Raw genomic sequence first — 22,023 nt, forward strand, 5'->3', positions numbered from 1 at the left:
CCCGCGGGGGCGTCGCTACCGCGCCTCGCGCAGCAGTGCCATCACAGTGTCCAGATCGGGCTGGTTCGCCAGATCGGCGACCACCTTGCTGATTTCGTCCGCCCGATCGCCCGAGAGGGTGCGTTCGGTGTTGAGCCGGAACTTGGTAGCGAGTTCGGCTCCGGACAGCGGATTACCGGGGCCACCCCGGTTCACCTCGACGCGCTCGGTACGGACGCGACCGTCGTGCAACCAGGCCGTGAGGACAGCCGGGAACTGCTGAGGGAAGATCGCGTCACAGCGTGGATCCGCGACACAGGTGACCCGAGCCGCGAGGGCGAGCCGATCGGGGTCCGCGGCGGCCGCATCGGTGAAGTCCTGGTGGAACACGCCGAGTCCGCCGCCACCGAGTAGCGCGGCCGCCACGGTGTACGGGCCGGAAAAGGCCGCGTGGTAGCCCGATTTCGGGCGGATCTTGTCGGCGTGTGGTTCGCCGATGGTGCGCAATACCGCGGTCGGTACACCGAGTTCGAGGCGCTCGATGTCGTCGGCGGTGATGCCATCGGCGCGGAGCCGCAGTGCCGCGTCGATGCCCGCGTGGGTGAAATGGTTGCAGGGGTAGGGCTTGAAGAACACGCCGGGCAGCTCCCAGTGTGTGCCGAGACCGTCGAGGATCGCGGCCGGGTTGCTCTGCTCGCCACAGAACGCCTGCAGCAGGCCGAATCGTCCCTCGAAGACCGTCGGCGGCCCGGTCAGCCCGGCGCGCGCGAGGGCGGCGGCGGTGACCGCGGAGTGTGCGGCCCACCCGCAGTGCACCCGCTTCACCGTGCCGCCGGTGCGGTTGGCTTCCAGCAGACCCGAGCCCATACTCGCCGCGATACCGATCGCGTGGGCGATGCCGTCGGCATCGGCACCGGACAGCATCGCGGCGGCCGCGGCGCCACCGAGGGCGCCGCAGATGGCGGTCGCGTGCAGACCACGTTCGAAGAAGACCGAATTGCCCAGCGCTTCGTCGTAGCCAGCCATGCCGACGCGGACCGCGATTTCCACCCCGACGGCGATGGCATCCAGCAGCGCGGCACCATCGGCATCGCGGGATTCGGCGACAGCGAGGGCGGCAGGCACCACCGTCGCTGAGGGATGCAGGACCGACGGCAGATGTGTGTCGTCGAAATCCATGGCATGCGCGAGTGTCCCGCCGAGTAGCGCGGCACTCGCATCAGGCCAGCGACCCGGCAGGCCGAGTGCCGTGGCCCGAGGTGCGCCGCCCCACTCCGTGATCACCGTGCGCACGGCGTGTACCGGTGCCGTCCCCAGCGCGGCGATGCTGTTGCCCAATACGTCGAGCACTCGCTGCGCCGCATTCGCGCGCAACTCGTCCCCGACGCCACGCTCGCGCGCCGATGCGGCGAAGGCGCCCACCCTCCCCACGATGGTGGTGTCGTTCATCGGCTGACCGCCGCGAGCGGGCGGATAGGGGAGCCGGTGCCGCCCACAATGCGCAAAGGGGCGAGCAGGAAGGCGAATTCGCTGATCCCGGCATCGGCGAGATCCTCCAGCGCGAGGTGTTCCATGATGTAGATGCCGGATTCGACGAGGAGCACCCGGTGCACCGGCAAGATGCTGTGGCCGGCCTTCGGCGCTATGCACTCGTAGGCAGTGGTATCGGAACCGGTCGCCGACACCTCGTGCTCGGCGAGCCAGTGGGCCGCGTCGACGCCGATCCCCGGGACGCCGGTTTCCTGGCCCAGGTAGGCGCCGGGTTCGTCGAACAGCCGCGACCATCCTGTGCGGATCAGCGCAACGTCGCCCGCCGTCACCTGGACTCGTGCCTGCCGGGCCGCCGCTTCCAGATCGTGCACCGTGATCTCGTAGCCACCGGGGAGAGTGTCGGTCTCGTGCGCCCGCGCGATGTCGAGCAGTACGCCTCGGCGCAGCATGCCGGGCAGATGTTCGGCGCCGTGCGCGCTGAACTTGCCGCCACGCTGGGCCTCCTGCGCGTCGACCCCGCCGTGTAGTGCGCCGTCCTGGCTGACGTGGCTGAGTGCGTCGATGTGGGTGCCGACATGCCCGCCGGTCACGATGATCTCGTTGGCGGCCGAGCCGCCGTCGGCACGCACCATGTCACCGTGCCTGCGAGCCAACGTCATTCGGAAACCGGGATGATTCGGCGAGCACGGCATGCCGGTGAAGAAGGGCTGCCCCAACTCGATCAACCGGATATCGCCACGCACGGCCACGATCAACGGATCGATGGCGGCTTCTTCGGGCACGACGGACTCCTGTGATCCTCGTGTGGTTGTCATCGGATCACCCCGGCAGCGCGAAGCTCGGCGATGTCGCTCGCGTCGACGCCGTAGCGACCGAGTACCTCGTCGGTGTGCGCGCCCAAAGTCGGCCCGGTCCAGCGTATTTCGCCCGGCGTCTCCGACAGCCGGAACAGGATGTTCTGCATGCGTACCTGTCCCAGCTCGTCGTCGGGCAGTGTGATGATCGATCCGAGTGCCTGGAACTGCGGATCCGCCATGACGTCGGCGGCCGTATAGATCGGCGCTACCGCGGCGTCGGCCTTCTCGAAGGCGTGTATCACCTCCTGGGTGCTGTGCTGTGCGATCCAGCCGCCGACCGCCGCATCAAGTTCATCGGCGTGCTCGGCTCTTCGGGTGCCAGAGGCGAACCAGGGTTGGTCGATGAAATCGGGTCGCCCGACCAACCGCACCACCCGTTCGGCGACCGATTGCGCGCTGGTGGAGACCGCGACCCAGCCACCGTCGGCGGTGCGATAGGTGTTGCGCGGCGCATTGTTCGACGACCGGTTGCCCATTCGAGGTTGCAGCTCGCCGAGTTGGTCGTAGGCGATGATCTGTGGACCGAGCAGGGTCAGGATCGGTTCGATGATGGCGAGGTCGACCTGCTGGCCGTGACCGTCGTGTTCGCGGGCGCGAAGCGCCGTCATGATCGCGAAAGCGGTTGTCAGAGCGGCGATTCCGTCAGCGAGCCCGAAGGGCGGCAGGGTCGGCGGGCCATCCGGTTCACCGGTCACGGCCGCGAAACCGCTCATCGCCTCGGCGAGTGTGCCGAAGCCTGGCCGTCGCGCGTACGGCCCGAACTGGCCGAATCCGGTGACCCGTGCCAGCACCAGGCGCGGGTTGATGGCACGCAGTTCGGGGTAGCCGAGTCCCCACCGCTCGAGGGTGCCGGGGCGGAAGTTCTCGATCACCACATCCGCGTCAGCGACCATGCGCCGGAAGATCTCCTGGCCCTGCGGTGAGCCGAGATACAACGTCACCGACTTCTTGCCGCGGCCGAGTATCTTCCACCACAGCCCGATCCCGTCGCGCTGGGCGCCGTGGCTGCGCACCGGATCACCGTTGGGATGCTCGATCTTGACGACGTCGGCGCCGAAATCGGCGAGCAGGGTGGCCGCCAGTGGACCGGCGAACAGCGTCGCCACATCGAGCACCCGGATTCCGGCTAACGACTGCACCATCGCTCACTCCTTCACGCCGCGAGCGTTTCCCGTGCCGAAACGGTGCGGGAGCTCGCGACATTGACTACCAGCGCATGCTACTGCGATGATCGCCAAATTGGTAATGCTGTTTCGCACAGAGAAACTTGGAGGGTTGCTGTGCCCGCGACCGAACTGCTGATCCGCAATGCCCGCGTGGTACGTCCGGACGGCCCACCGTCGGACAGTCCCGAACCCCTCGACATCGCGATTTCCGGGGACACGATCGACGCGATCGGCCCGAACCTGCCCGTCGATGATCGGACGCGGGTGATCGATGCCAACGGCCTGCTCGCCTTCCCCGGCGTTGTCGACGCCCATCAGCACTGGGGGATCTACCGAGATCTCGCCGCCGACACCGAGAGTGAGAGCAGGGCCTGCGCCCAGGGTGGGGTCACCACCTCGTTGACCTACATGCGTACCGGGCGGTACTACCTCAACCGCGGTGGTTCCTATCGCGATTTCGTCCCCGAGGTCCTCGACCGGATGGCCGGGCGATCCCAGGTGGACTACGGCCTGCACCTGGCGCCGATGACCGCCGAGCACATCGACGAAATCCCCTATCTCGTCGAAGAATTCGGCATCGCTTCGTTCAAGATCTTCATGTTCTACGGCGGCCACGGCCTGCACGGCCGATCATCGGACCAGGCCGAGTTCCTGATGATCCCGCCGACCGAACGCTACGACCTGGCCCATTTCGAATTCGTGATGCGTGGAATCCAGCGCGCCCGTGAGAAGTACGGCGACCACATCTCGCTGTCGCTGCACTGCGAGACCGCCGAGATCATGGCCGCCTACACCGCGCTCGTCGAACAGGACAGCACGCAGACCGGGCTGCGCGCCTACAGCGCTTCGCGCCCAGCGCATTCCGAAGGCCTGGCGATCACGATGGCCTCTTATCTCGCACACGAGACGGGCCTGGCGAACATCAATCTGCTGCACCTGTCGTCGGAGAAGGCCGTGGCGGCCGCGCTGACGATGGCCGAGGCGTTCCCGAACGTGAACTTCCGTCGTGAGGTCACCATCAGCCACCTGCTCGCCGATGTCGACACCGCCCACAGTATCGGCGGCAAAGTGAATCCGCCGTTGCGTGAGCGCGCCGATGTGGAGGCGCTGTGGCGGCATCTGCTGGCAGGCGAGATCGACTGGGTGGTCAGCGATCACGCGTGCTGCCGGGCCGAGCAGAAATTCGGTGCCGATCGCGACGATGTGTTCCTCGCCAGATCCGGCTTCGGAGGTGCGGAATATCTGCTTCCCGGCCTGGTCGGTGAGGGGCGCAAGCGTGGCCTGTCACTACAACGCATCGCCGAACTCACCGCGGCCAACCCCGCTCGTCGTTACGGGCTGAACCGCAAGGGGCACTTGGCCGCGGGGTATGACGCGGATGTCGTGCTCGTCGATCCGGTCGCACGATGGACGGTGCGGGCGGCGGACTCCGAATCCGCGCAGGAATACACACCTTTCGAGGGCTTCGAGATGAACGCGAGCGTCACCGATGTGTTCCTGCGCGGAATCCACATCGTGCGCAAGGGGCAACTGCAGGGGCCTGCGCACGGCCGCTACCTGCGTCGCGGTCCGGACGGCAGCTGATCCACGCCGACGCCGACCGCGCCGCTGGGAGCAACGGCGTTGTCGGATTACTGGTAGGTGGGGTCGGTCCACGCTCCGATGGAACGGGAGCGGACCGGCTCGACCAGCCGTGGTGCGAGGCTGTGCGCGAAGTCCGGTCCCCAGTTCGTCGCGTCGCCGGATATTTCGATCTTGGCGTTGTCGGTGTACCAGTCGACGAGATCGGCATCCGAGCGCACGATCCAGGTGCACCCGTGTTCCGCGTCGGCGGTGAAGTCACCGTGGCGAATCAGGGCAGGCCGCCAGAAATAGGTTCCGGGCCACATCTTTCCGAAGTTGTAGTCGAAACCACCATCGAGGCAGTAGGCCTCCTCGCTGCACGGGTGATGGGCGAGGGGTTCCTCTCGCCACCCGGGCTTGGCCTTGATGAGACGGGTGTAGAAGCCGGTCGTCACGTCGCGCCGCAGGAGCTTGATGTAGAGGCCGGGGACGGGGGTGCCGCCCAGGTCGAAGCGCATCGGGCTGCCGTCCTTGACATCGATCCACGGCATCGACGCGGTGTCGAGGACGACCAGTTTCTGGTCTTCGCGGACGAAATCGCGGTCCGCGTCGGCGATATCGAAGTGCCAGTCGCCCCCTTCGCGGAAGAGCAGGATCTCGGTGCCCGCGGTCACGGAGATGGCCGGTGTCCACACGCCGATCGGCGCCATCCAGAAGCCGTGGGGACCGAGTTCGGTATCGCCGATGGTGACCTGTCCGGACAGCACGTACCACTCGGTCGCGGCGTGGTGTACGCCGGCGGGCCGCGACCAGTCGGTGGTGAAGCGGACCTTGAGCGAGGCGGAGCCGTCTTCCTCGTCGTAGCTGAGATTGCGTTGTTCGGCAGTGCCGGTGGCGTTCTGGAACTCGGCGGGGTGCTGGATCAGATCGCGTTCGTCGATGATTTCGACATGTGGACGCATGGGGTCCTCCTGAGGCGAGCGGTAATTCCACTACAAAATGTACTGGTTATTAATAACCACGACAAGATGTATCGTTTATTCCTGTGAGTAAGCCAGGACGCCCCGCCGGTCCCGCCGCCGAGACCGCAGAGCTCGTGCTGTCCGCGGCCTTGGATCTCCTGCTCACCGAGGGCGGCGCCGCGTTGACACCGCAACGCCTGCACGCGGTGACGGGCGTGGCCAGAACCACGATCTATCGGCACTGGCCGATGCCACGTGACTTCCTCGCGGCCCTGATCGCCGTCGCCCCGCATCCGAGTCCGCAACCGTCCGGCGACCCGGCCGCCGATCTGCACGCCGAAGTCGATCTGCTGTGTGATCGCTTGCGCGACAAACCCGTTGCCGCCTTCCTGCGCGCGCTCGTCACCGCCTCGTCGACCGATCCGGACTGTGTGCCGCTGCGTCAGCGTTACGTCATGGACTTGCTCGCTCCGGTCCATCGGTCGGTCCGCGCGCTCGCTGTCACCGCCGAGTGTGACGTCGAGGAGGCCGCCATGACGATTGTCTCGCCGCTACTGGTCGATGCGCTGCTGCTCGACCGGCCGGCCGAGCGGAACCGGGCGCATCGCGCCGTCGACGACCTACTGGCGCGGGCCACCGACCCGACGTGACACCCGACCGATCGAGGAATGAGCAGCAGATGACCAACGCAGTCGGCACCCGAGCCGTTTTCGGTGTGATCGTGCCGAGCACGAACACAGTTGTCGAACACGACTATTGGCGGGCCGCGTTGCCCGGCATCGCATTCCGTTCGGGATCGATGTACATCCCGAATCCGGTGATGGGCAACGACGAGGACTTCCGAGCCCTCCTCGGGCAGATCCGCGCCTCCATCGACACCGCGGTGCGCGATGTGCTGACCGCCGAGCCGGATCGCCTGGTGATGGGCATGTCCGCCGAGACCTTCTGGGGTGGGGTAGCGGGCAACGAGGCCTTCGAGCAGCGCCTGCGCGAGCGCACCGGATTACCCGTGACGACCGGCGCGAGCTCGTGCCGGGCCGCCCTCGGTGAACTCGGTTGCCGCCGTATCGCGGTGTTCTCGCCATATCAGCCGATCGCCGACATCGAAGTCGGCCGGTTCTTCACCGAGGCGGGCTTCGACGTCGCCGCGATCACCGGACTGCGCTGCGCGACCGCGACCGACATCGCCCGGGTCGAGGCAGACCGGCTACGCGAGGTCGTCGCGAACATCGACGGACCGGATGTGCAGGCAATCGTGCAGGTGGGCACCAACCTGTCCTTCGTCGCCCTCGCCGAGGAGTTGGAGCGTGACCTCGGCAAGCCCGTTATCGCCATCAACGCTGCCACGCTGTGGCACGCGCTGCGCGAGCACGGCCTGGACGACCGCGTGCAGGGTGCGGGCCGCCTGCTGCGCGAGCACTGATTCCGCGGTGCGCGACGCGATCACCCTTGTTTCTCCCATGGGAACGGTGTTTCCTGTACGAAAGTTTGTTCCAGGAACGGAGAATCGCGTGTTCGTATCAACTCGGCGTGTTTCCACATTCGCTCTCGCCCTAGCCGCCGTGGCGCTGAGCCCGCTCTCGGCGGCGCCCGCGGGGGCGGACCCGACCGACTACGGCAACCTGTGCATTCGCGCGCAGACGCAGACCGCGGATCTACACCCGCGCAAGTTCGAACACGAGGGTGGAACCCTCGACAACGTCGACTATCCGGACGCGGCCGGTTTCGCCGCGTCCAAACCGCAGCTGCGCCCGCTCACCACCACGCGGTACACAACCTATGAGGACGCCGCGAAAACCCAGCCGAAACAGGTGCGGTGCAAAGGGAAATCGGCCGATCACATCGCCGCCGAATACGGTGCGCGGGTCACGGGCGAGGAAGGCACCTGCGCGGAGGTCAACGAGCGGACGGTGCGCGAGGTCACCAAGGATCTCACCAACCACGAACGAAAAGCGTTGGTGCACAACCCTCGCGACATCGTCATCGACCCGGACACCGTCGCGGCGACCGGTCAGGAGTGGGTCGCCGAATTCCCCACCACGACCATCGATGCCGCCGGAGTCCTGCACCTCCCGTCCAAGGCGTTGTACGTCCCGTTCGACACCCCCGGTATCCCGGAGGCGTTCAAGGGGCAGCACTACTGCACGCTGGTCGCCCACGCCTATCTGAAGCGTGTGATGCTCGGGCAGGTCACGCCGTAAGGGTGTCTCAGGTCGCAGACCCCGGCATCAGTCCACCACCCTGACGAGAGGCGATCGGCCTGTCGGATTCGGTGTACCGAACCCGACGCGCCGAGGAATCGACGCGTAAACGATGCGCAACGGATTGAACGGGTGTCACAATCGAGGCAGATGGATCGACTGTTTCACCGCTTGGACCACGTGTTGTTGACCGAGAGCTAGGTGGCACGATGCAGCGCTGGCAGTACCTGATCGTCATGGGACTGTGTTGGGTGGGGACACTGCCGTTGGAGGCGTTCGGCGCGGGTGTGTATCGACGCCCCGTCCGGGTCGTCCGTTGCGTACTGCCGGTCGCCGCCGTGTTCTTGATATGGGATGCGATTGCCATCGCTGCCGGAGTCTGGACCTACAGCCCCCGTTATCTGACCGGGTGGTTGCTGCCTTTCGCGATACCGGTCGAGGAGTTGGTCTTCTTCCTCGTCATACCGCTGTGCGGGCTGCTCACCTATAACGCGGTCGAGGTCCTACTTCATCGATTCCGCCCCACCAGGGCTTCCTCGTCATCTTCGGAGCGGGCCTTGTGACCGGTCTCGGCTATACGTTGCCGGCGGTGATCGCGGTGGTGCTGGTGTGCGGATGGGAGATCGCGATCCTGCGGACCGGCTTGTTCCGGCGGCCCGGATATTGGTTGTCGATGATCATCGTGCTCAGCTTTCAGATCGTGGTCGACGGCTGGCTGACCAAACTCAGCGCACCGCTGGTGCTGTATGACCCGGCACATATCACCGGGATCCGGTTCCCCTGGGACATCCCGGTGGAGGACTACCTGTTCGGCTTCGCCTTGGTCACCGCGGTTCTGTTGCTGTGGGAGCGCGAGCGAATCCGGGATCGAAAGGTTGGCTCGTGAACGACTCTCGGATCAGTGCCACCGGACTACCACGCGAGGAGGTCACGACCGCCTTCGACGCGGCCGCCGACGATTACGACCGCCTCGTTGCGGTGAACCCCGGCTATCACAAACACCTGCGCATCTCCGCGCGCCGGATGCAACTTCCGAACGGCGGGGCAGGTCTGCGATTGCTCGACGCCGGGTGCGGCACAGGTGCTTCCACCGCCGCGTTGTTGTCGGTAGCCCCGCACGCTGAGATCGTCGCTGTCGACGGATCAGCACAGATGCTCGCACGAGCGCGTGCGAAACCGTGGCCCGATTCAGTCCAGTTCGTGCACAGCCGCATCGAGCGCATCGAGGCCGCAGGCGTTGTCGGTCCCTTCGACGGCATCTTCGCCGCCTATCTCCTGCGTAATCTCGCCGATCCCGACGCTCAACTTCGCGCGTTCGCTGCCCTGCTACGCCCGGGCGCCCCGTTGGGGGTGCACGAATACTCGGTGGCGGAATCGAAGTGGGCTCGCATCGTATGGAACACGGTGTGCCGCACCATCATCGTGCCCGCCGGCTGGATGCTCAGCCGAGACGCCACCCTGTACCGGCACCTGCAACGAAGCGTCGTCTCCTTCGACAGCACCTCTCGATTCCGGGATCGGCTGCGCGACAACGGCTACACGGCCGTCTGCAGCGAAACCGTTCCGGGATGGCAGCACGGAATCGTGCACACGTTCCTCGCGACCCCCCATCGATCACACAATCCGGAAGGGCAGGAGCGCTAGTGGACGTCGCTATCGGCCGCGATCGGCGCATCGTCCACCATGTCGCCGCCCTCCCTGTCAACGGTGAGCTGGCCACGCGCCCGCAGGTGGTAGTAGTCGGTGGGGGCATCGCCGGGCTGGCCGCCGCTACCGGACTCGCCGAACGCGGCATCGGGGTGGAGGTGATCGAAGGCCAGGAGTATCTCGGCGGACGCGTCGGGGGATGGACCGACGCCCTTCCCGACGGCACCCCGGTCGCCGTGAACCGGGGCTTCCATGCGTTCTTCCGGCAGTACTACAACCTGCGGCAACTGTTGCGCCGCACCGATCCCATGCTGCAGCGCATGATGCGCGTCGACGACTATCCGCTGCTGGATGCCGAAGGTCGGCGCGATTCATTCCGTGGCCTGCCGCTCACGCCGCCATGGAACGCGCTGGCCTTCGCGGCGCGCAGTCGCACGTTTCCGCTGCGCGAATTGCGCCGACTCGATGCCAGGGCCGCGGCCCCGTTGGCGATGGTGTCGGTGCCCGCCGTCTACGAGCAGTTGGATCATGTGGACGCGGAAACATTTCTGCGGAAGATCAAATTTCCGGTCGCCGCACGACATCTCGCCTTCGAAGTGTTCTCCCGCAGCTTCTTCGCCCCGCCGACGCAGATGTCGGCCGCCGAATTGGCTGCCATGTTCCACATCTATTTCCTCGGCTCCAGCGAGGGTCTGCTCTTCGATGTGCCGACGTCGAACTACGACACCGCGCTGTGGTCGCCGCTGAGCGAGTACCTCGCCTCGTGCGGAGCCCGGATCCGCACCGGAACGAAGGTCACCAGGGTGCAGGCGGGTGGAGACCGAACCTTCCGGGTCCACGACGACGCGGGTGGCGTTGCCGATGCCGATGCGGTGGTGCTGGCGACCGACGTCGCCGGGCTGCGTCGTATCGTCGCCGACTCCCCGGACCTCGGCGATGCCGACTGGCGCTCACGGATACAGGCGTTGCGCGGCGCCCCACCGTTTCTCGTCCATCGCCTGTGGTTGGATCGGCCGGTCGCCCAGGACAGACCGGCGTTTCTGGCGACCGGCGGTATGCCGCCGCTGGACAACATCAGCGTCCTGAACCGCTATGAGCAACAGGCCGGCTCCTGGGCCGAGCGGCACAACGGTGCGGTGCTCGAACTGCATGCCTACGCACTGCCCGACGTTCGGACACCGGAGCTCGAGCGCGAGATCCGCACGCAGCTTCTGGCCCGACTCCACCGTCTGTATCCGGAGACAGCCGACGCGCGGATCGTCGGTGAACACGTGCAGTGGCGACAGGACTGCCCCATGTTCGGAGTAGGCGACCACGCCCACCGCCCGGCCGTTCGGACACCACACGACAAGCTGATGTTGGCCGGCGACGGCATCCGTATCGACCTACCCGTGGCATTGATGGAACGCGCCGCCACGACCGGCTGGACCGCGGCGAATGCGCTGCTCACGCAGTGGGGCCTACCCGGCCACGACCTGTACACGGTACCTACCACCGGACGGCACGCCGTACTGCGACGCCTCGCCGCGCGCACCATGTCGAAAACAGCACACCAGGAGGAAACTGTATGAGCGACAGGATCTTTCGGCGCTGGCCCACCGCCTGGCCGGTGCAACCTGTCGATTCCGAACGTTGGTCCACACAGCATCCCACCTACCGCGACGCCGACCCGAAGGTCATCGCCGCCGCCCTCGAGCGGTCACAGAATCGTCCGTCCGGCAACTGGTACGTCTTCGGAGCGAGCCGCGACGTTCGAAACGATCGGCCTTTCGGCGCCACGGTCGCCGGCGAAGAGCTCGTGGCCTGGCGCGACCAGCAGCAACGGCTGGTGGTCGGACCCGGCGCGTGCCCGCACCTCGGTGCGCCTCTGGCACAGGCGCGCGTCGACTGCGGGGCGCTGGTATGCCGATGGCACGGCCTACGGGTGAGCGGTGCCGGGGGACCGGGGTGGACAGCGCTGCCGTGCCACGACGACGGCGTTCTGGTCTGGGTCCGCCTCGACCACATCGGTGACGAACCGCCCTCGGAAGCGCCGGTCATCGGTGCTCGTCCACCCTCGAATCGCGCGATCTCGGCGGTCGCCACCGTGACCGGCGTGTGCGAGCCCGCCGACATCATCGCCAACCGGCTCGACCCCTGGCACGGATCCTGGTTCCACCCCTACTCGTTCACCCATCTCGAGGTGCTCGAATCCCCTGCGGCAGCACACGAACCGGCCGACTCCGCGGAACGGTTCGTCGTCGCGGTCACCTTCCGGGTCGGCGGTCGGCTCGGCGTCCCTGTACACGCCGAATTCGTCAGCCCGGAACCGCGGACGCTGACGATGCGCATCATCGACGGCGAAGGAGCGGGCAGCGTCGTCGAGACACATGCCACTCCGCTGGGTACCGGACCGGACGGGCAGCCACGCACGGCAGTCATCGAAGCAGTGATCGCGGACAGTCCGAGGCCGGGTTTCCGCGCTGCCCGACATGCCGGTGCCGCGCTGAGGCCGCTGATGATCCACGCCGCGACCCGGTTGTGGCGTGATGACCTCGCCTACGCGGAGCGCCGCTACCAAATGCGCACGCGCCACCGGACCGGGTGAACCCCGACGGGAATGCATCAATTGTGCATCGTTTGTCCGATCGCGTCCGTTTCGCTCCTAGCATCACTGGAGTCGGAAAACACCTCTCGAGGAGATCGAAATGAACGGATTCCACTACGGACGAGCGGCAGGACTCGGGTTCGGCGCCGCCATCGCGGTGGCGGGTGCGATCGCGATGGCACCGACTGCCGCCGCAGCGCCGGTCGAGTGCCGCGCGCCCGGAGCGAGCACTATTCAAAATTCTTCTGACACTTCGGAGTGTTCGGCATCGAGCGTCGGTGGCAGTGCTGCCGCCGCGTTCGGCGTCGATGGATCCGCTGCCGCGGCCACGGGGTCGCAGGGGCTCGCGCTCGCGATCGCCATCGGCGGTGGGACGGCGACTTCGCAAGCGCAGGGTCTGTCCGGCCCGGCCGCGATCGCGGTGGGCCCAGGTTCTGTGATCGACGCGACCGGTGTACGGCCCGGACTGGCGCTCGGCATCGCCGGACCCGGTGCGACCGTCACCATCGACGGCGTAACCAGGCCGACCTGCACCGGTGGCCCGGCACTGGCCGGAGACTTCCAGACATTGAACGGATGCGTCTCCTTCGGCTGACGCTCCTATTCGGCATCGGCTAGTGGGATCGGGCGGGCGGTGACGTCAGCGAGCGCGTCGGCGATGGCGTCGAGCGGTGTCGCGGCGGCGAAGTCCCGGCTCAACCGATGTGCCGCGATGCGGTAGTCGGGGTTGGACAGAATCTGATCGACCGCGGTGCCGATGGCGCCCGGTGTCGGATGGGCGGTGCCGAGGTCGATGCCGGTACCGGTGTATGCGACACGCGCCGCGACTTCGGCCTTGTCCGCGGTTTCTCCGGCGACGATCACGGGTACGCCGTAGCGGAGTGCGTGCTGAACGCCGCCGTATCCGCCATTGGTGATCATGACATCGACGTTGGGCAGCAGTTGCTCATAGGGCAGGTAGTCCGTGACGAAGGCGTTGGTCGGCACGGGGCAGCGCAGAGTTCGGATCGGGCCGCCTCCGGTGGTGGCGATGACGAAACAGTCCGCCCTGTCGGCGAGCGCGCGCAGGGTGGTGCCGAGCAGCTGATCGAGGTCGGTGTTGTCCCAGGTCCCCTGGGTGACGTGAATGATTGTGCGACCGGTGCTCAACTGATCCGACCACGGCGCGACACTGGGCTCGTCGGCTGAGTTCGGAAGCAAATGGCCGACAAAGCTGACATTATCGGGCAGGTCAGCTCGCGGGTATTCGAAGCCTGGCACGGTCAGTTGGAGCATTTTGTCGGCCAGTCGAGGCCAATCGGTGAGGAACACCGGTGAGCGCTCGGCGCCGACCCCGCGCAGGGCACGATTGAGGCGGTTCTGCGTGCGGGAGAACATGACACGATGCACGAACCGGGTCATGTTGGCGTAATCCACCGAGGGTTGCGGTGGCCATCCCACCCCGAACGGTGGGGTCTGCGCGCTCGACAACGTCAGCGGGCCGACGCCGCACACCAGAATCGGCGGACGCGGGTGCGCGCTGAGCAGACAGGCGAGCGCGCCGGTGAAGGCGAGGTCGACCAACACCGCATCGACCGGCTCGCGACGCAGGACGGCTCGCAGAGCGTCGAACTGCGCGGCCAGTGGCGCGATGAACACCGAGTCGAGTTCTGCCCGCCCCCGCAGATAGCGGCGGATCGTCGGCGCAATCCTGCTCGGACGCGCCGAGTCAGAGGGCGGGATGTGGGCGTCGGGGGGCAGCACCGCCAGACGCATTCCGGCTCGGCGAACGCGGTCACGGTACTGCTCGCCGGTGAGCAGGCAAACGTCATGGCCGCGTCGACGCAGATCCGCGCCGATGCCCAAAATGGGCAGCACGTGGCCGACGATGGGTGTGGCGGCCAATAGGTAGCGAGCCAAGGAGTTCCTCGAGGTTGTGGTCGAAGCGTCATCCCGACGAGGGCGTGCTGTCGGCGGCGGTGCGGTCGGCAGTGCTGGTGATGTTACGGACCATGCCGCCGAACACAGCGCTGTGAAACGGTGTGATCGCCCGCCAATACTGATACCCGGCAACTCGGCGGGTCTACCCTGATTTGATGCAAATTCGCTTCAACTCCGCCTTCCCGGACCGGGCTTTGTCCCATCCGACGCCGCGAGTACGGCCAGTTCGGTATCCAGCGCCGCCAGCCCGTCCGCATCGGACGGATTGCCCTGCGACGCAGACTCTTTCGCGGTCGGGTCGAGGGCCGGATCGATGTCGATCGTGCTGCGCAGCGGACGGTTCGGAAGCCACACGGTCGCGAGGAGGGCGACGACCGCCGCTCCCGTGGCGATGAGGAAGATCCGACCGGTCGCATCGCCGTAGGAGGCGCGCACGATCGTCGCTACCGGTGCGGGCAGGCCGTGCAGGTTCAGATTGCTGCCGCCGGAGGAACTGGTCGTCACACCGATCTTCGCGAAACCTTCTGTCGACAGCTCGCTCACCCGGGTGGCCAGCACCGACCCCAGCACCGAGACACCGACCGCGCCACCGAACGTGCGGAAGAACGCGACGCTGCTCGATGCCGCGCCGATATTGTGCACGCTCACGGTGTTCTGCACGGCCAGCACCAGGTTCTGCATCATCATGCCGACCCCGAGCCCGACAATGGCGATGTAGGTGCCGACCAGCCAGAGGTTGGTGGCGTGATCGATCGTCGAGAGCAGCCCGAACCCGACCACCAACAGCGCACCGCCGGTGACGACGAACGCCTTCCATTTCCCGAACCGGGTGATCAGCTGTCCCGAACCGGTCGACGCGACGAGCATGCCCGCGACCATCGGGATGGTCAGCACACCGGCCACTGTCGGTGAGTATCCGCGCGCGGTCTGGAAGTACTGGCCGAGGAAGGTAGTCGCTCCGAACATGCCGATTCCGACCGCGATCGAGGCGAGGATCGCCAGACCGGTGGTGCGTTCGGTGACGATCGAGAGCGGGATGATCGGCGACTCGGCACGGGATTCGACCAGCACGGTCGCGAGCAGCAGCAAGACGCCGACGCCGACGTACAGGGCCGATTCGCGGGAGAACCACTCGTAGTAATCCGCCTTCCCCGCGAACGACACCCAGATCAGCAGCACCGACACACCGGCCGTCATCAGGGCGGCACCGAGCCAGTCGATCGACACCCCGTCCTTGCGTTCGGTCGGTAGCCGCAGGGTCCGCTGCAGCAGCACCAGGGCGATCACGGCCAGGGGCACACAGACGAAGAAGCACCAGCGCCAGCCGAGCGGACTGTCCACGATGACGCCGCCGAGAATGGGTCCACCCGACATCGACACCGCCATCACGGCACCCATGTAGCCGGAATAGCGTCCGCGTTCACGCGGCGAGACGATGGAACCGATGATCGCGACGACGAGCGCGGTCAATCCGCCCATGCCGATGCCCTGGACGACTCGTGCCGCCAACAGCATCGGCACGTTGCCCGCGACGCCCGCGATCACCGAACCGATGACGAAGATGACGATGGCCGACTGGACCAGCAGCTTCTTGTTGAACAGATCGGCGAACTTGCCCCAGATCGGGGTGGACGCGGCGTTGGCCAGCAGTGCTGTGGTGATCACCCAGGCGTATGCGGTCTGTGACCCCTCCAGGTCGCCGATGATCGTGGGCAGCGCGGTCGCCACGATCGTGGTGCTGAGCAGCGCTGTGAACAGCGCCGCCAGCAGTCCGGTCATGGCCTCCAGGACTTGACGATGGGTCATCACGTCCGGGGCACGCCGCGTACCCGCCTCGACTGAATTAGACATCCACTTCCTGACTTTCTGTCGAATCCGGCCGACGCGCGCCCACCGCGGTGTGGGGCGCGACTGCGGCCAGCGTTTTCCTGAGCTTCCGAACAACCGAGGTGGCCTGTTCGGCTTCGTCCTCGTGCCACTCGGCGAGAGCGGTCTGCAATCCCTGTGCCCGTGATATTCGGACGCGCCGCAGCAGAACGCGTCCTTCGTCGGTGATCTGGATGAGGGTGGCTCGGCCATCGCTGGGATCGGCGTGGCGGGCGATGTTGCCCGAGCGCACCAGCTCGGCGACGTGCCTGCTCAGTGTCGACGGGCTGATGCACAAGTCGACAGCCAGATCCACCTGCCGGCACGGCCCTCTGGCTTCTAGCGAGCCCAGCACGCCGACACCGCCTGGAAGCAGGTCCTCTTCGTCCAGATGAGAGAGAGCAGCGCGGAAGGCCCGGCTCACGAAATAGAGCTCTCTGATCAGGCTCTGAGCCTTATCGAGTGACACTGCCATGGCTTCTCCCGGACACGAACAATTACTTGCAGAATGCAACTATACATTATATTACTTGCACTAAGCAACTAACTGGCCTCAGTAGTCCCTGTCCGCGTGGCCCGGCAGCGAAGGAAGCGGAAGGGTTCAGGCGCGGGGTAGCACGCCCAGTAGCGACGAGGTGAAGGAGATCCGCAGAGCGTCACGCAGATCTATGTGGAGCACGCCGAGAGCGGGCTCGTCCGCATAGGCGGCGAGGAGGCTGGGCGGTGGCGGTGCGTAGGACGACAGGGCGCCCGCCGAGACGAGGCTCATCAGGCAGAACAGTTGCGCGCCGTCGCCGAGTTCGGGCAGGTGGCGGTGCACGAGCTCGGTCATGGCCGTGAGCTTGGTGAGGGAGGAGCGCTTGTGCCGCTTGACCACCTCGACCGAAACGTTGTGCTCGAGAACGCCGCCTTGCGCGCCGAAGAGGTCGCACAGCACCACCCGGTCCGCCAGTGACCGGCTGAGGATCTCGGCCAGCTGGCCCGCCCGTACTTCCGGTGCCGCCTGTGCCTCGATGCCCGCGGCCAACTCCTCCGTCAGTTCGGCGAGCCAGGTTCCCAGGAAGTCGTCCAGCAGTTCGAGCAGCACCGCCTCGCGCGACTCGAAATATCGCAGGACGTTCGACTTGGCCAAGCCCACCCGTCGACTCAGTTCGTTGAGGCTCACCTCGGCCACGGGCATCTCGTCGAGCATCGACGCCGCCGTGTCCAGGATCGCCCGGCGGCGGATGCTCCGCTGCTCCTCACTTCGCGCCCGCTGGAAAGTCACGCTCTCACTCTAGCTTAAAGACCGCCGGTCCCTTGACATGAGACCGCCAGTCTCTTAAGCTCGTTCCATAACAGACCGACGGTTTTTTAGGAGCGCACCATGAGCAGTAACTGGACCGAGCAGCACATCCCCGACCAGCACGGCCGGGTGGCGATCGTGACCGGCGCCAACACCGGGCTGGGCTTCGAGACCGCCCGAATGCTGGCCGAGCGCGGGGCGGCGGTGGTCATGGCCGTCCGCGACGTCGAGAAGGGCAAGCAGGCAGCCGCCCGCATCTCAGGCGACGTCACCGTCCAGGCCCTCGACCTGACCTCCCTGGAATCGATCAGGTCCGCGGCGGCCGACCTGCGCGCCGCCCACCCGCGCATCGACCTGCTGATCAACAACGCGGGCGTGATGTACACCCCGAAGCAGGCCACCGCCGACGGCTTCGAGCTGCAGTTCGGCACCAATCATCTCGGCCATTTCGCCCTGACCGGCCTGCTGCTGGACCGGCTCCTGCCCATCCCCGGCTCTCGCGTCGTGACGGTCAGCAGCGGCGCCCACCGCATCCGGGCCGCCATCCACTTCGACGACCTGCAGTGGCAGCGCTCGTACAGCCGCATCGGCGCCTACGGCCAGTCCAAACTCGCCAACCTGATGTTCACCTACGAACTGCAGCGCCGGCTCGCATCGCACGACACCACGGTCGCGGTCGCCGCCCACCCCGGCGTGTCCAACACCGAACTCCTTCGCAACACGCCCGCCGCGCTCCGCCTGCCGGTCACCTGGCTCGCGCCACTGCTCACCCAGCAGGCCGACATGGGCGCCCTGCCCACCCTGCGCGCCGCCACCGACCCGGCCGTCGTCGGCGGGCAGTACTACGGCCCCGGCAACCGGGGCGAGATCCGTGGGTATCCGAAGCTGGTCACCTCCAGCCCCGACTCCCACGACCAAGCGGCCCAGCAGCGCCTGTGGACCGTCTCCGAAGAGCTCACCGGGGTGACGTTTCCCGTGCGGTGAGTTACTCGGACTCGCCGGACAGTAAGGAGAACCGGCCGGATTTCAAGAGACCGGCAACGGCGTTCACTCTCGTGCGGGGGCAGGCGTAGTCCGGATGAACGCGGAGCACCGCCGCGGCGTCGTGTAGCGCGATCATCTGCTGTTCGGCTTCCGCGGCGCTACGGCCCCCGCTGGTGACGGGGTGGGTGGCCAGCTCGGGCCGCTGCTGATCTATCCGGCCGGTCGACACGGCGTGGGTGATACGCCGCGAACACCGACATCGGGCCTGGTCGTTCGCGTGGCCGCAGGTCGAGGTCAAGAATGCGCGCAGGCGCTTTTTGGTCCGCTCGAGACGTTTTCGGTAGGCGACGGGTGTCAGGTCCAGAATCCACGCGGCATCGGCGGACCCGACACCGAACACGTCGTCGAGAACGAACGCGATCCGTTCCTCGCGGGTCAGGCACTGCAACATCGCCTGGCTGCACTGGAGGCGTACTTCGGTGGCGAGTAACTCCGCATCAGGTCCCCGATGGTCGGCTGCCAATCCGTCGGCCAGCGCGTCACCGAAGGCGTCGAGACTGAGCTGCGCCGCCTCCTGCGCCGACTGCCTTCGTAGATTGAGCAGGTGGTTGACGCCGATGCGGTACGCCCAGGTGAGCAGCTTCGCCTCGCCGCGCCACGTGGTGAGCCGGGTGAACACACGCAGAAGGATCTCCTGCGTGGCGTCCTCGGCGTCGGCGCGCCGGCCGGTCATCCGAAGCGCCAGCCGGTAGATCGGATCCTGCAGCCTGCGCATCACCTCGGCGGCCGCGGCGGCGTCGCCGTCGATGGCTTCGGCTACGAGCGCGACCTCGCTCGGGTCGACTGAGCTGAGGCCGGTCGGCGCGTCGTCGGTCATCGATGAATCGTCTACCCGTGGCGGGGTAGGCGCAACGATGGTCATCGGTTCGGTGTTCCGGTGAGGGAGTGCCGCTGCAACCATTGGGCGATCGCGGTGCCGATTTCGTCGGGGCGGTCCTCGGCGGCGTGATGTCCGGCCCGGCCGCAAGCCACGACATCCAGTGCCGCGATGTGGTGTCGGCACCAGTCGGTCATCGCTTCGTCGATGAGCAGCGTGGGGGAACCTTCGAAAGTCATCAGCAGCTTCGGTGTGCCGGTGCTGGTCGCCAGCCACCGGTCGTAGGCCTCGATGCGAGCGACGAGCTCGGCGGGATCGCCGCCGAGCGGTATCTGGCGCGCCCAGGCGAGGACGGGCCGGCGACTGTCGGGGGTCGGGTAAGGCGCGAGGTAGACCTGGAGATCCGCCTCGTCGACGGGATCGAGGACACCCCCGGTGAAGGCCTGGCGGATGAACAGGTCCTGCTCGAGCACCATCTCCTCGCCGATGCCCGGGGTTCGGATGGACTCGGACCGGGCGCGCGCTTGCGGGGAGAGATCTTCCCATGCCATCGGTTTGATGATGGTTTCGAAGAAGGCCAGTCCGCGCGCCCTTTCCGGGTGCCGGGCGGCCCAGTCGCACGCGAGCGCGCCGCCCCAGTCGTGGCCGATGAGGACGACGCGGTCGAGGTCGAGGGCGTCGAACCAGGCGTCGAGGTAGCGGGCGTGGTCGGCGAAGGTGTAGTCGATGTCGGGTTTACCGGATCTGCCCATGCCGACAAGGTCCGGCGCCAGCAGCCGCCCGGCAGCGATGTGGGGCAGGATGTTGCGCCACACATGCGAGGAGCTCGGGTTGCCGTGCAGGAACACGAGCGGATCGCCTGCGCCGATTTCGGTGTAGGACATGTGCGTGCCGAGAACTTCTGCGGTATTCACGATCTGGCCTTTCTTGTCGGGCGACCCGCATCCGCAGGAGGCGATGGCGATCCCAGCGGCGATACCTCGGAGCAGCGCCCGTCGAGATACCGGCCGACCGGTGTGGGGTGTGTCCGAGCCGAGGTGCCTGCGCATAGCGATCCCTTCGCGCCCTGGACGGTGGGCGGGTGTCGATGACTGATACACCTCTTTCGACACCGGAAAGCGACAGCCGTGACACCACCCAGGTAGTGATCTGCGTCACCCGGTGTCGAGGGTGGACACGCTGAATCATGTTGCGGTGAAGCGACTCTGCCCGAGCACGGTCCGCGAGGAAGGGCGGATTCCCGCGGCGGACAAGGCTGTCCGTGGGATCGGTTAGCATCCTGCGTACTACCTTTCGGTCCAGCAACCGGCCGGCGGAGTCAGTTCGCGCAGTGGGCGCCTGTGATCGGAGGATTTCGTGCACACCGTGGGTTTAGTGCTGTCCGGTGGTCGTGGTGCGCAGTGACGCGTTGAACGCCGAGTCCTTCGGTGCCGGTGCAGGGCACGGATCGCGGCGCCGACTCCACATCCTGCTGGTGGAGGACGACCCCGGCGACGCCTTGCTGGTGGAGGAGATGGTCGCCGACCTGTCCCCGCGGCCGCGCCTGGATTGGGTGCGCACCCTGTCCGAGGCCGGTGCACGCCTGCGCACCGACGTTCCCGATTGTGTGCTGCTCGATCTGCATCTACCCGATGCGCACGGGCTCGAGGCCTTGGCCGAGATCCGCGCTCAGAACGACCAGGTCGCTGTCGTGGTGATGACCGGCCTCGACCAAGAGCGGACCGGGCTGTCCGCGCTGGCCTCCGGCGCGCAGGACTACCTGGTCAAGGGCCGGGTGGACCCGGAATTGTTCGGGCGCGCAGTGCGTTACGCGATCCAGCGCAAGCAGGCCGAGCGCACCGGCGCGGCGTTGCAGGCCAGCCAGATGCGGGCGCAGGAGAACGCCCGCCTCGAACGCGGCCTGTTGCCAACGCCACTGCTTGGCGCCGACAGCGTGGTCGAGGTGGTGTCGCGGTATCGGCCCGGCCGCGACCACTCACTACTCGGTGGCGACTTCTACGACGTGGTGCAGGACTCGACCGGCGTCGTGCACGCCGTCATCGGTGATGTCTCCGGCCATGGTCCCGATGCCGCGGCGACCGGAGTCGCCTTGCGGTTGGCGTGGCGCACGCTGGTACTCAGCGGCGTCACCGGCGCCAGGCAGCTGAATCTGCTCGAGGAAGTTCTGCTCGCCGAACGCGCCGACCAGCAAACCTTCGCCACCGCGACGAGCTTGGTACTCGACCCGGCGACCCGGCAGGTGACGGTGCGCCGCGCAGGTCACCCCGGAATGCTTCGGTGCACCGATACCGGACTGAGTTGGGTGGAGGTGCCGGGCGGACCGGCCCTCGGCTTCGTCCCCGGCTTCGCGCAGTGGCCCGCGCACGAGGTGGCACTGGCGTCCGACGCCGGGTTGATGCTGTTCACCGATGGTCTGTTCGAAGGGCGCGTCGGCGACGGGAGCACCCGGCTCGGTGAAGACGGACTGTTGGAGCTGGCGCGAACACTGCCCGCCGAGCCGCCCGAGTCCTTCATCGACGCGCTGATCGGGCAGGTCGCGGAACTGTCCTTGGCGGCAGGAGGTTTGGACGACGATGTGGCCATTCTGTATGTGCGATGGAGCGATGCGATGAGGCGGACGAAGTGACGACCAGAACAT

The 22,023-nt window shown here is 66.8% G+C and carries 22 protein-coding genes; 12 read left to right on the forward strand and 10 right to left on the reverse strand.

Features of this window, described 5'->3' with window-relative positions; genetic code table 11:
* Nucleotides 1-15: 15 nt before the first annotated feature.
* Genes ACLJPD_RS11640 through ACLJPD_RS11650 form a run of 3 tightly spaced genes read right to left on the reverse strand, consistent with a single transcriptional unit; the run spans nt 16 to nt 3,469 of the window.
* Nucleotides 16-1,428, reverse strand: coding sequence for an MmgE/PrpD family protein (locus tag ACLJPD_RS11640; RefSeq protein WP_410872047.1), 1,413 nt, complete (start codon nt 1,426-1,428; stop codon nt 16-18).
* Nucleotides 1,425-2,285 (reverse strand): cyclase family protein, encoded by an 861-nt coding sequence (locus tag ACLJPD_RS11645; RefSeq protein ID WP_410872048.1) that lies wholly within the window; start codon nt 2,283-2,285, stop codon nt 1,425-1,427. The genes ACLJPD_RS11640 and ACLJPD_RS11645 overlap by 4 nt, the downstream gene beginning before the upstream one ends.
* Nucleotides 2,282-3,469, reverse strand: coding sequence for a CaiB/BaiF CoA transferase family protein (locus tag ACLJPD_RS11650; RefSeq protein WP_410872049.1), 1,188 nt, complete (start codon nt 3,467-3,469; stop codon nt 2,282-2,284). Before ACLJPD_RS11650 ends, ACLJPD_RS11645 begins: the two co-directional genes overlap by 4 nt.
* A 138-nt stretch (nt 3,470-3,607) precedes the next feature.
* Between ACLJPD_RS11650 and ACLJPD_RS11655 the strand changes: the two genes are divergently transcribed.
* A complete protein-coding gene (locus ACLJPD_RS11655) occupies nt 3,608-5,077 on the forward strand; it encodes a dihydroorotase (RefSeq protein ID WP_410872050.1) in 1,470 nt (489 codons plus the stop codon).
* Nucleotides 5,078-5,124: 47 nt separating this feature from the next.
* On the opposite strand, the gene ACLJPD_RS11660 is transcribed toward ACLJPD_RS11655, so the two are convergent.
* The gene (locus ACLJPD_RS11660) at nt 5,125-6,018 is read right to left on the reverse strand and encodes a DUF4437 domain-containing protein (protein ID WP_410872051.1); all 894 of its coding nucleotides are present in this window, start codon (nt 6,016-6,018) and stop codon (nt 5,125-5,127) included.
* Between the two features lie 83 nt (nt 6,019-6,101).
* Between ACLJPD_RS11660 and ACLJPD_RS11665 the strand changes: the two genes are divergently transcribed.
* From ACLJPD_RS11665 to ACLJPD_RS11705, 9 genes are all read left to right on the forward strand, one after another.
* Nucleotides 6,102-6,668, forward strand: coding sequence for a TetR/AcrR family transcriptional regulator (locus ACLJPD_RS11665; RefSeq protein WP_410872052.1), 567 nt, complete (start codon nt 6,102-6,104; stop codon nt 6,666-6,668).
* A 29-nt stretch (nt 6,669-6,697) separates the two neighbouring features.
* Nucleotides 6,698-7,441, forward strand: coding sequence for an arylmalonate decarboxylase (locus tag ACLJPD_RS11670; protein ID WP_410872053.1), 744 nt, complete (start codon nt 6,698-6,700; stop codon nt 7,439-7,441).
* Nucleotides 7,442-7,529: 88 nt separating this feature from the next.
* On the forward strand, nt 7,530-8,219 hold the full coding sequence (locus ACLJPD_RS11675) for a hypothetical protein (RefSeq protein ID WP_410872054.1): 690 nt from the start codon (nt 7,530-7,532) through the stop codon (nt 8,217-8,219).
* A 209-nt stretch (nt 8,220-8,428) separates the two neighbouring features.
* Nucleotides 8,429-8,782: a lycopene cyclase domain-containing protein gene (locus tag ACLJPD_RS11680; RefSeq protein ID WP_410872055.1), complete on the forward strand. Its 354-nt coding sequence runs from the start codon at nt 8,429-8,431 to the stop codon at nt 8,780-8,782.
* Entirely contained in the window at nt 8,779-9,105 is a 327-nt protein-coding gene (locus tag ACLJPD_RS11685) for a lycopene cyclase domain-containing protein (RefSeq protein WP_410872056.1), read from the forward strand. The genes ACLJPD_RS11680 and ACLJPD_RS11685 overlap by 4 nt, the downstream gene beginning before the upstream one ends.
* Nucleotides 9,102-9,863: a class I SAM-dependent methyltransferase gene (locus tag ACLJPD_RS11690; protein WP_410872057.1), complete on the forward strand. Its 762-nt coding sequence runs from the start codon at nt 9,102-9,104 to the stop codon at nt 9,861-9,863. Before ACLJPD_RS11685 ends, ACLJPD_RS11690 begins: the two co-directional genes overlap by 4 nt.
* A complete protein-coding gene (locus ACLJPD_RS11695) occupies nt 9,863-11,437 on the forward strand; it encodes an FAD-dependent oxidoreductase (RefSeq protein ID WP_410872058.1) in 1,575 nt (524 codons plus the stop codon). The genes ACLJPD_RS11690 and ACLJPD_RS11695 overlap by 1 nt, the downstream gene beginning before the upstream one ends.
* Nucleotides 11,434-12,453, forward strand: a complete 1,020-nt coding sequence (locus tag ACLJPD_RS11700) for a DUF5914 domain-containing protein (RefSeq protein WP_410872059.1) — start codon at nt 11,434-11,436, stop codon at nt 12,451-12,453. The genes ACLJPD_RS11695 and ACLJPD_RS11700 overlap by 4 nt, the downstream gene beginning before the upstream one ends.
* Before the next feature lie 100 nt (nt 12,454-12,553).
* Nucleotides 12,554-13,048, forward strand: coding sequence for a DUF6764 family protein (locus ACLJPD_RS11705; RefSeq protein ID WP_410872060.1), 495 nt, complete (start codon nt 12,554-12,556; stop codon nt 13,046-13,048).
* Nucleotides 13,049-13,053: 5 nt separating this feature from the next.
* Here ACLJPD_RS11705 and ACLJPD_RS11710 read toward each other — a convergent pair whose 3' ends face one another.
* The 4 genes from ACLJPD_RS11710 to ACLJPD_RS11725 all read right to left on the reverse strand — a co-directional run bounded on the left by ACLJPD_RS11710 (nt 13,054) and on the right by ACLJPD_RS11725 (nt 17,506).
* On the reverse strand, nt 13,054-14,352 hold the full coding sequence (locus ACLJPD_RS11710) for a glycosyltransferase (RefSeq protein ID WP_410872061.1): 1,299 nt from the start codon (nt 14,350-14,352) through the stop codon (nt 13,054-13,056).
* Between the two features lie 189 nt (nt 14,353-14,541).
* Nucleotides 14,542-16,179, reverse strand: a complete 1,638-nt coding sequence (locus tag ACLJPD_RS11715; protein ID WP_410873387.1) for an MDR family MFS transporter — start codon at nt 16,177-16,179, stop codon at nt 14,542-14,544.
* Between the two features lie 37 nt (nt 16,180-16,216).
* Nucleotides 16,217-16,714: a MarR family winged helix-turn-helix transcriptional regulator gene (locus tag ACLJPD_RS11720; RefSeq protein ID WP_410872062.1), complete on the reverse strand. Its 498-nt coding sequence runs from the start codon at nt 16,712-16,714 to the stop codon at nt 16,217-16,219.
* Between the two features lie 126 nt (nt 16,715-16,840).
* On the reverse strand, nt 16,841-17,506 hold the full coding sequence (locus tag ACLJPD_RS11725) for a TetR/AcrR family transcriptional regulator (RefSeq protein ID WP_410872063.1): 666 nt from the start codon (nt 17,504-17,506) through the stop codon (nt 16,841-16,843).
* A 99-nt stretch (nt 17,507-17,605) separates the two neighbouring features.
* Here ACLJPD_RS11725 and ACLJPD_RS11730 point away from each other — a divergent pair, with 99 nt between their 5' ends.
* Entirely contained in the window at nt 17,606-18,508 is a 903-nt protein-coding gene (locus ACLJPD_RS11730; RefSeq protein ID WP_410872064.1) for an SDR family NAD(P)-dependent oxidoreductase, read from the forward strand.
* A gap of 1 nt (nt 18,509) precedes the next feature.
* Here the strand turns inward: ACLJPD_RS11730 and ACLJPD_RS11735 are convergent, their stop codons facing one another.
* A complete protein-coding gene (locus ACLJPD_RS11735) occupies nt 18,510-19,385 on the reverse strand; it encodes an RNA polymerase sigma factor (RefSeq protein ID WP_410872065.1) in 876 nt (291 codons plus the stop codon).
* A gap of 41 nt (nt 19,386-19,426) precedes the next feature.
* On the reverse strand, nt 19,427-20,299 hold the full coding sequence (locus tag ACLJPD_RS11740) for a haloalkane dehalogenase (protein ID WP_410872066.1): 873 nt from the start codon (nt 20,297-20,299) through the stop codon (nt 19,427-19,429).
* 479 nt (nt 20,300-20,778) lie between these two features.
* Between ACLJPD_RS11740 and ACLJPD_RS11745 the strand changes: the two genes are divergently transcribed.
* On the forward strand, nt 20,779-22,011 hold the full coding sequence (locus tag ACLJPD_RS11745) for a PP2C family protein-serine/threonine phosphatase (protein ID WP_410872067.1): 1,233 nt from the start codon (nt 20,779-20,781) through the stop codon (nt 22,009-22,011).
* Nucleotides 22,012-22,023: the final 12 nt, after the last annotated feature.

Source organism: Nocardia sp. A7, from assembly GCF_046549215.1.
Lineage (GTDB): Bacteria > Actinomycetota > Actinomycetes > Mycobacteriales > Mycobacteriaceae > Nocardia.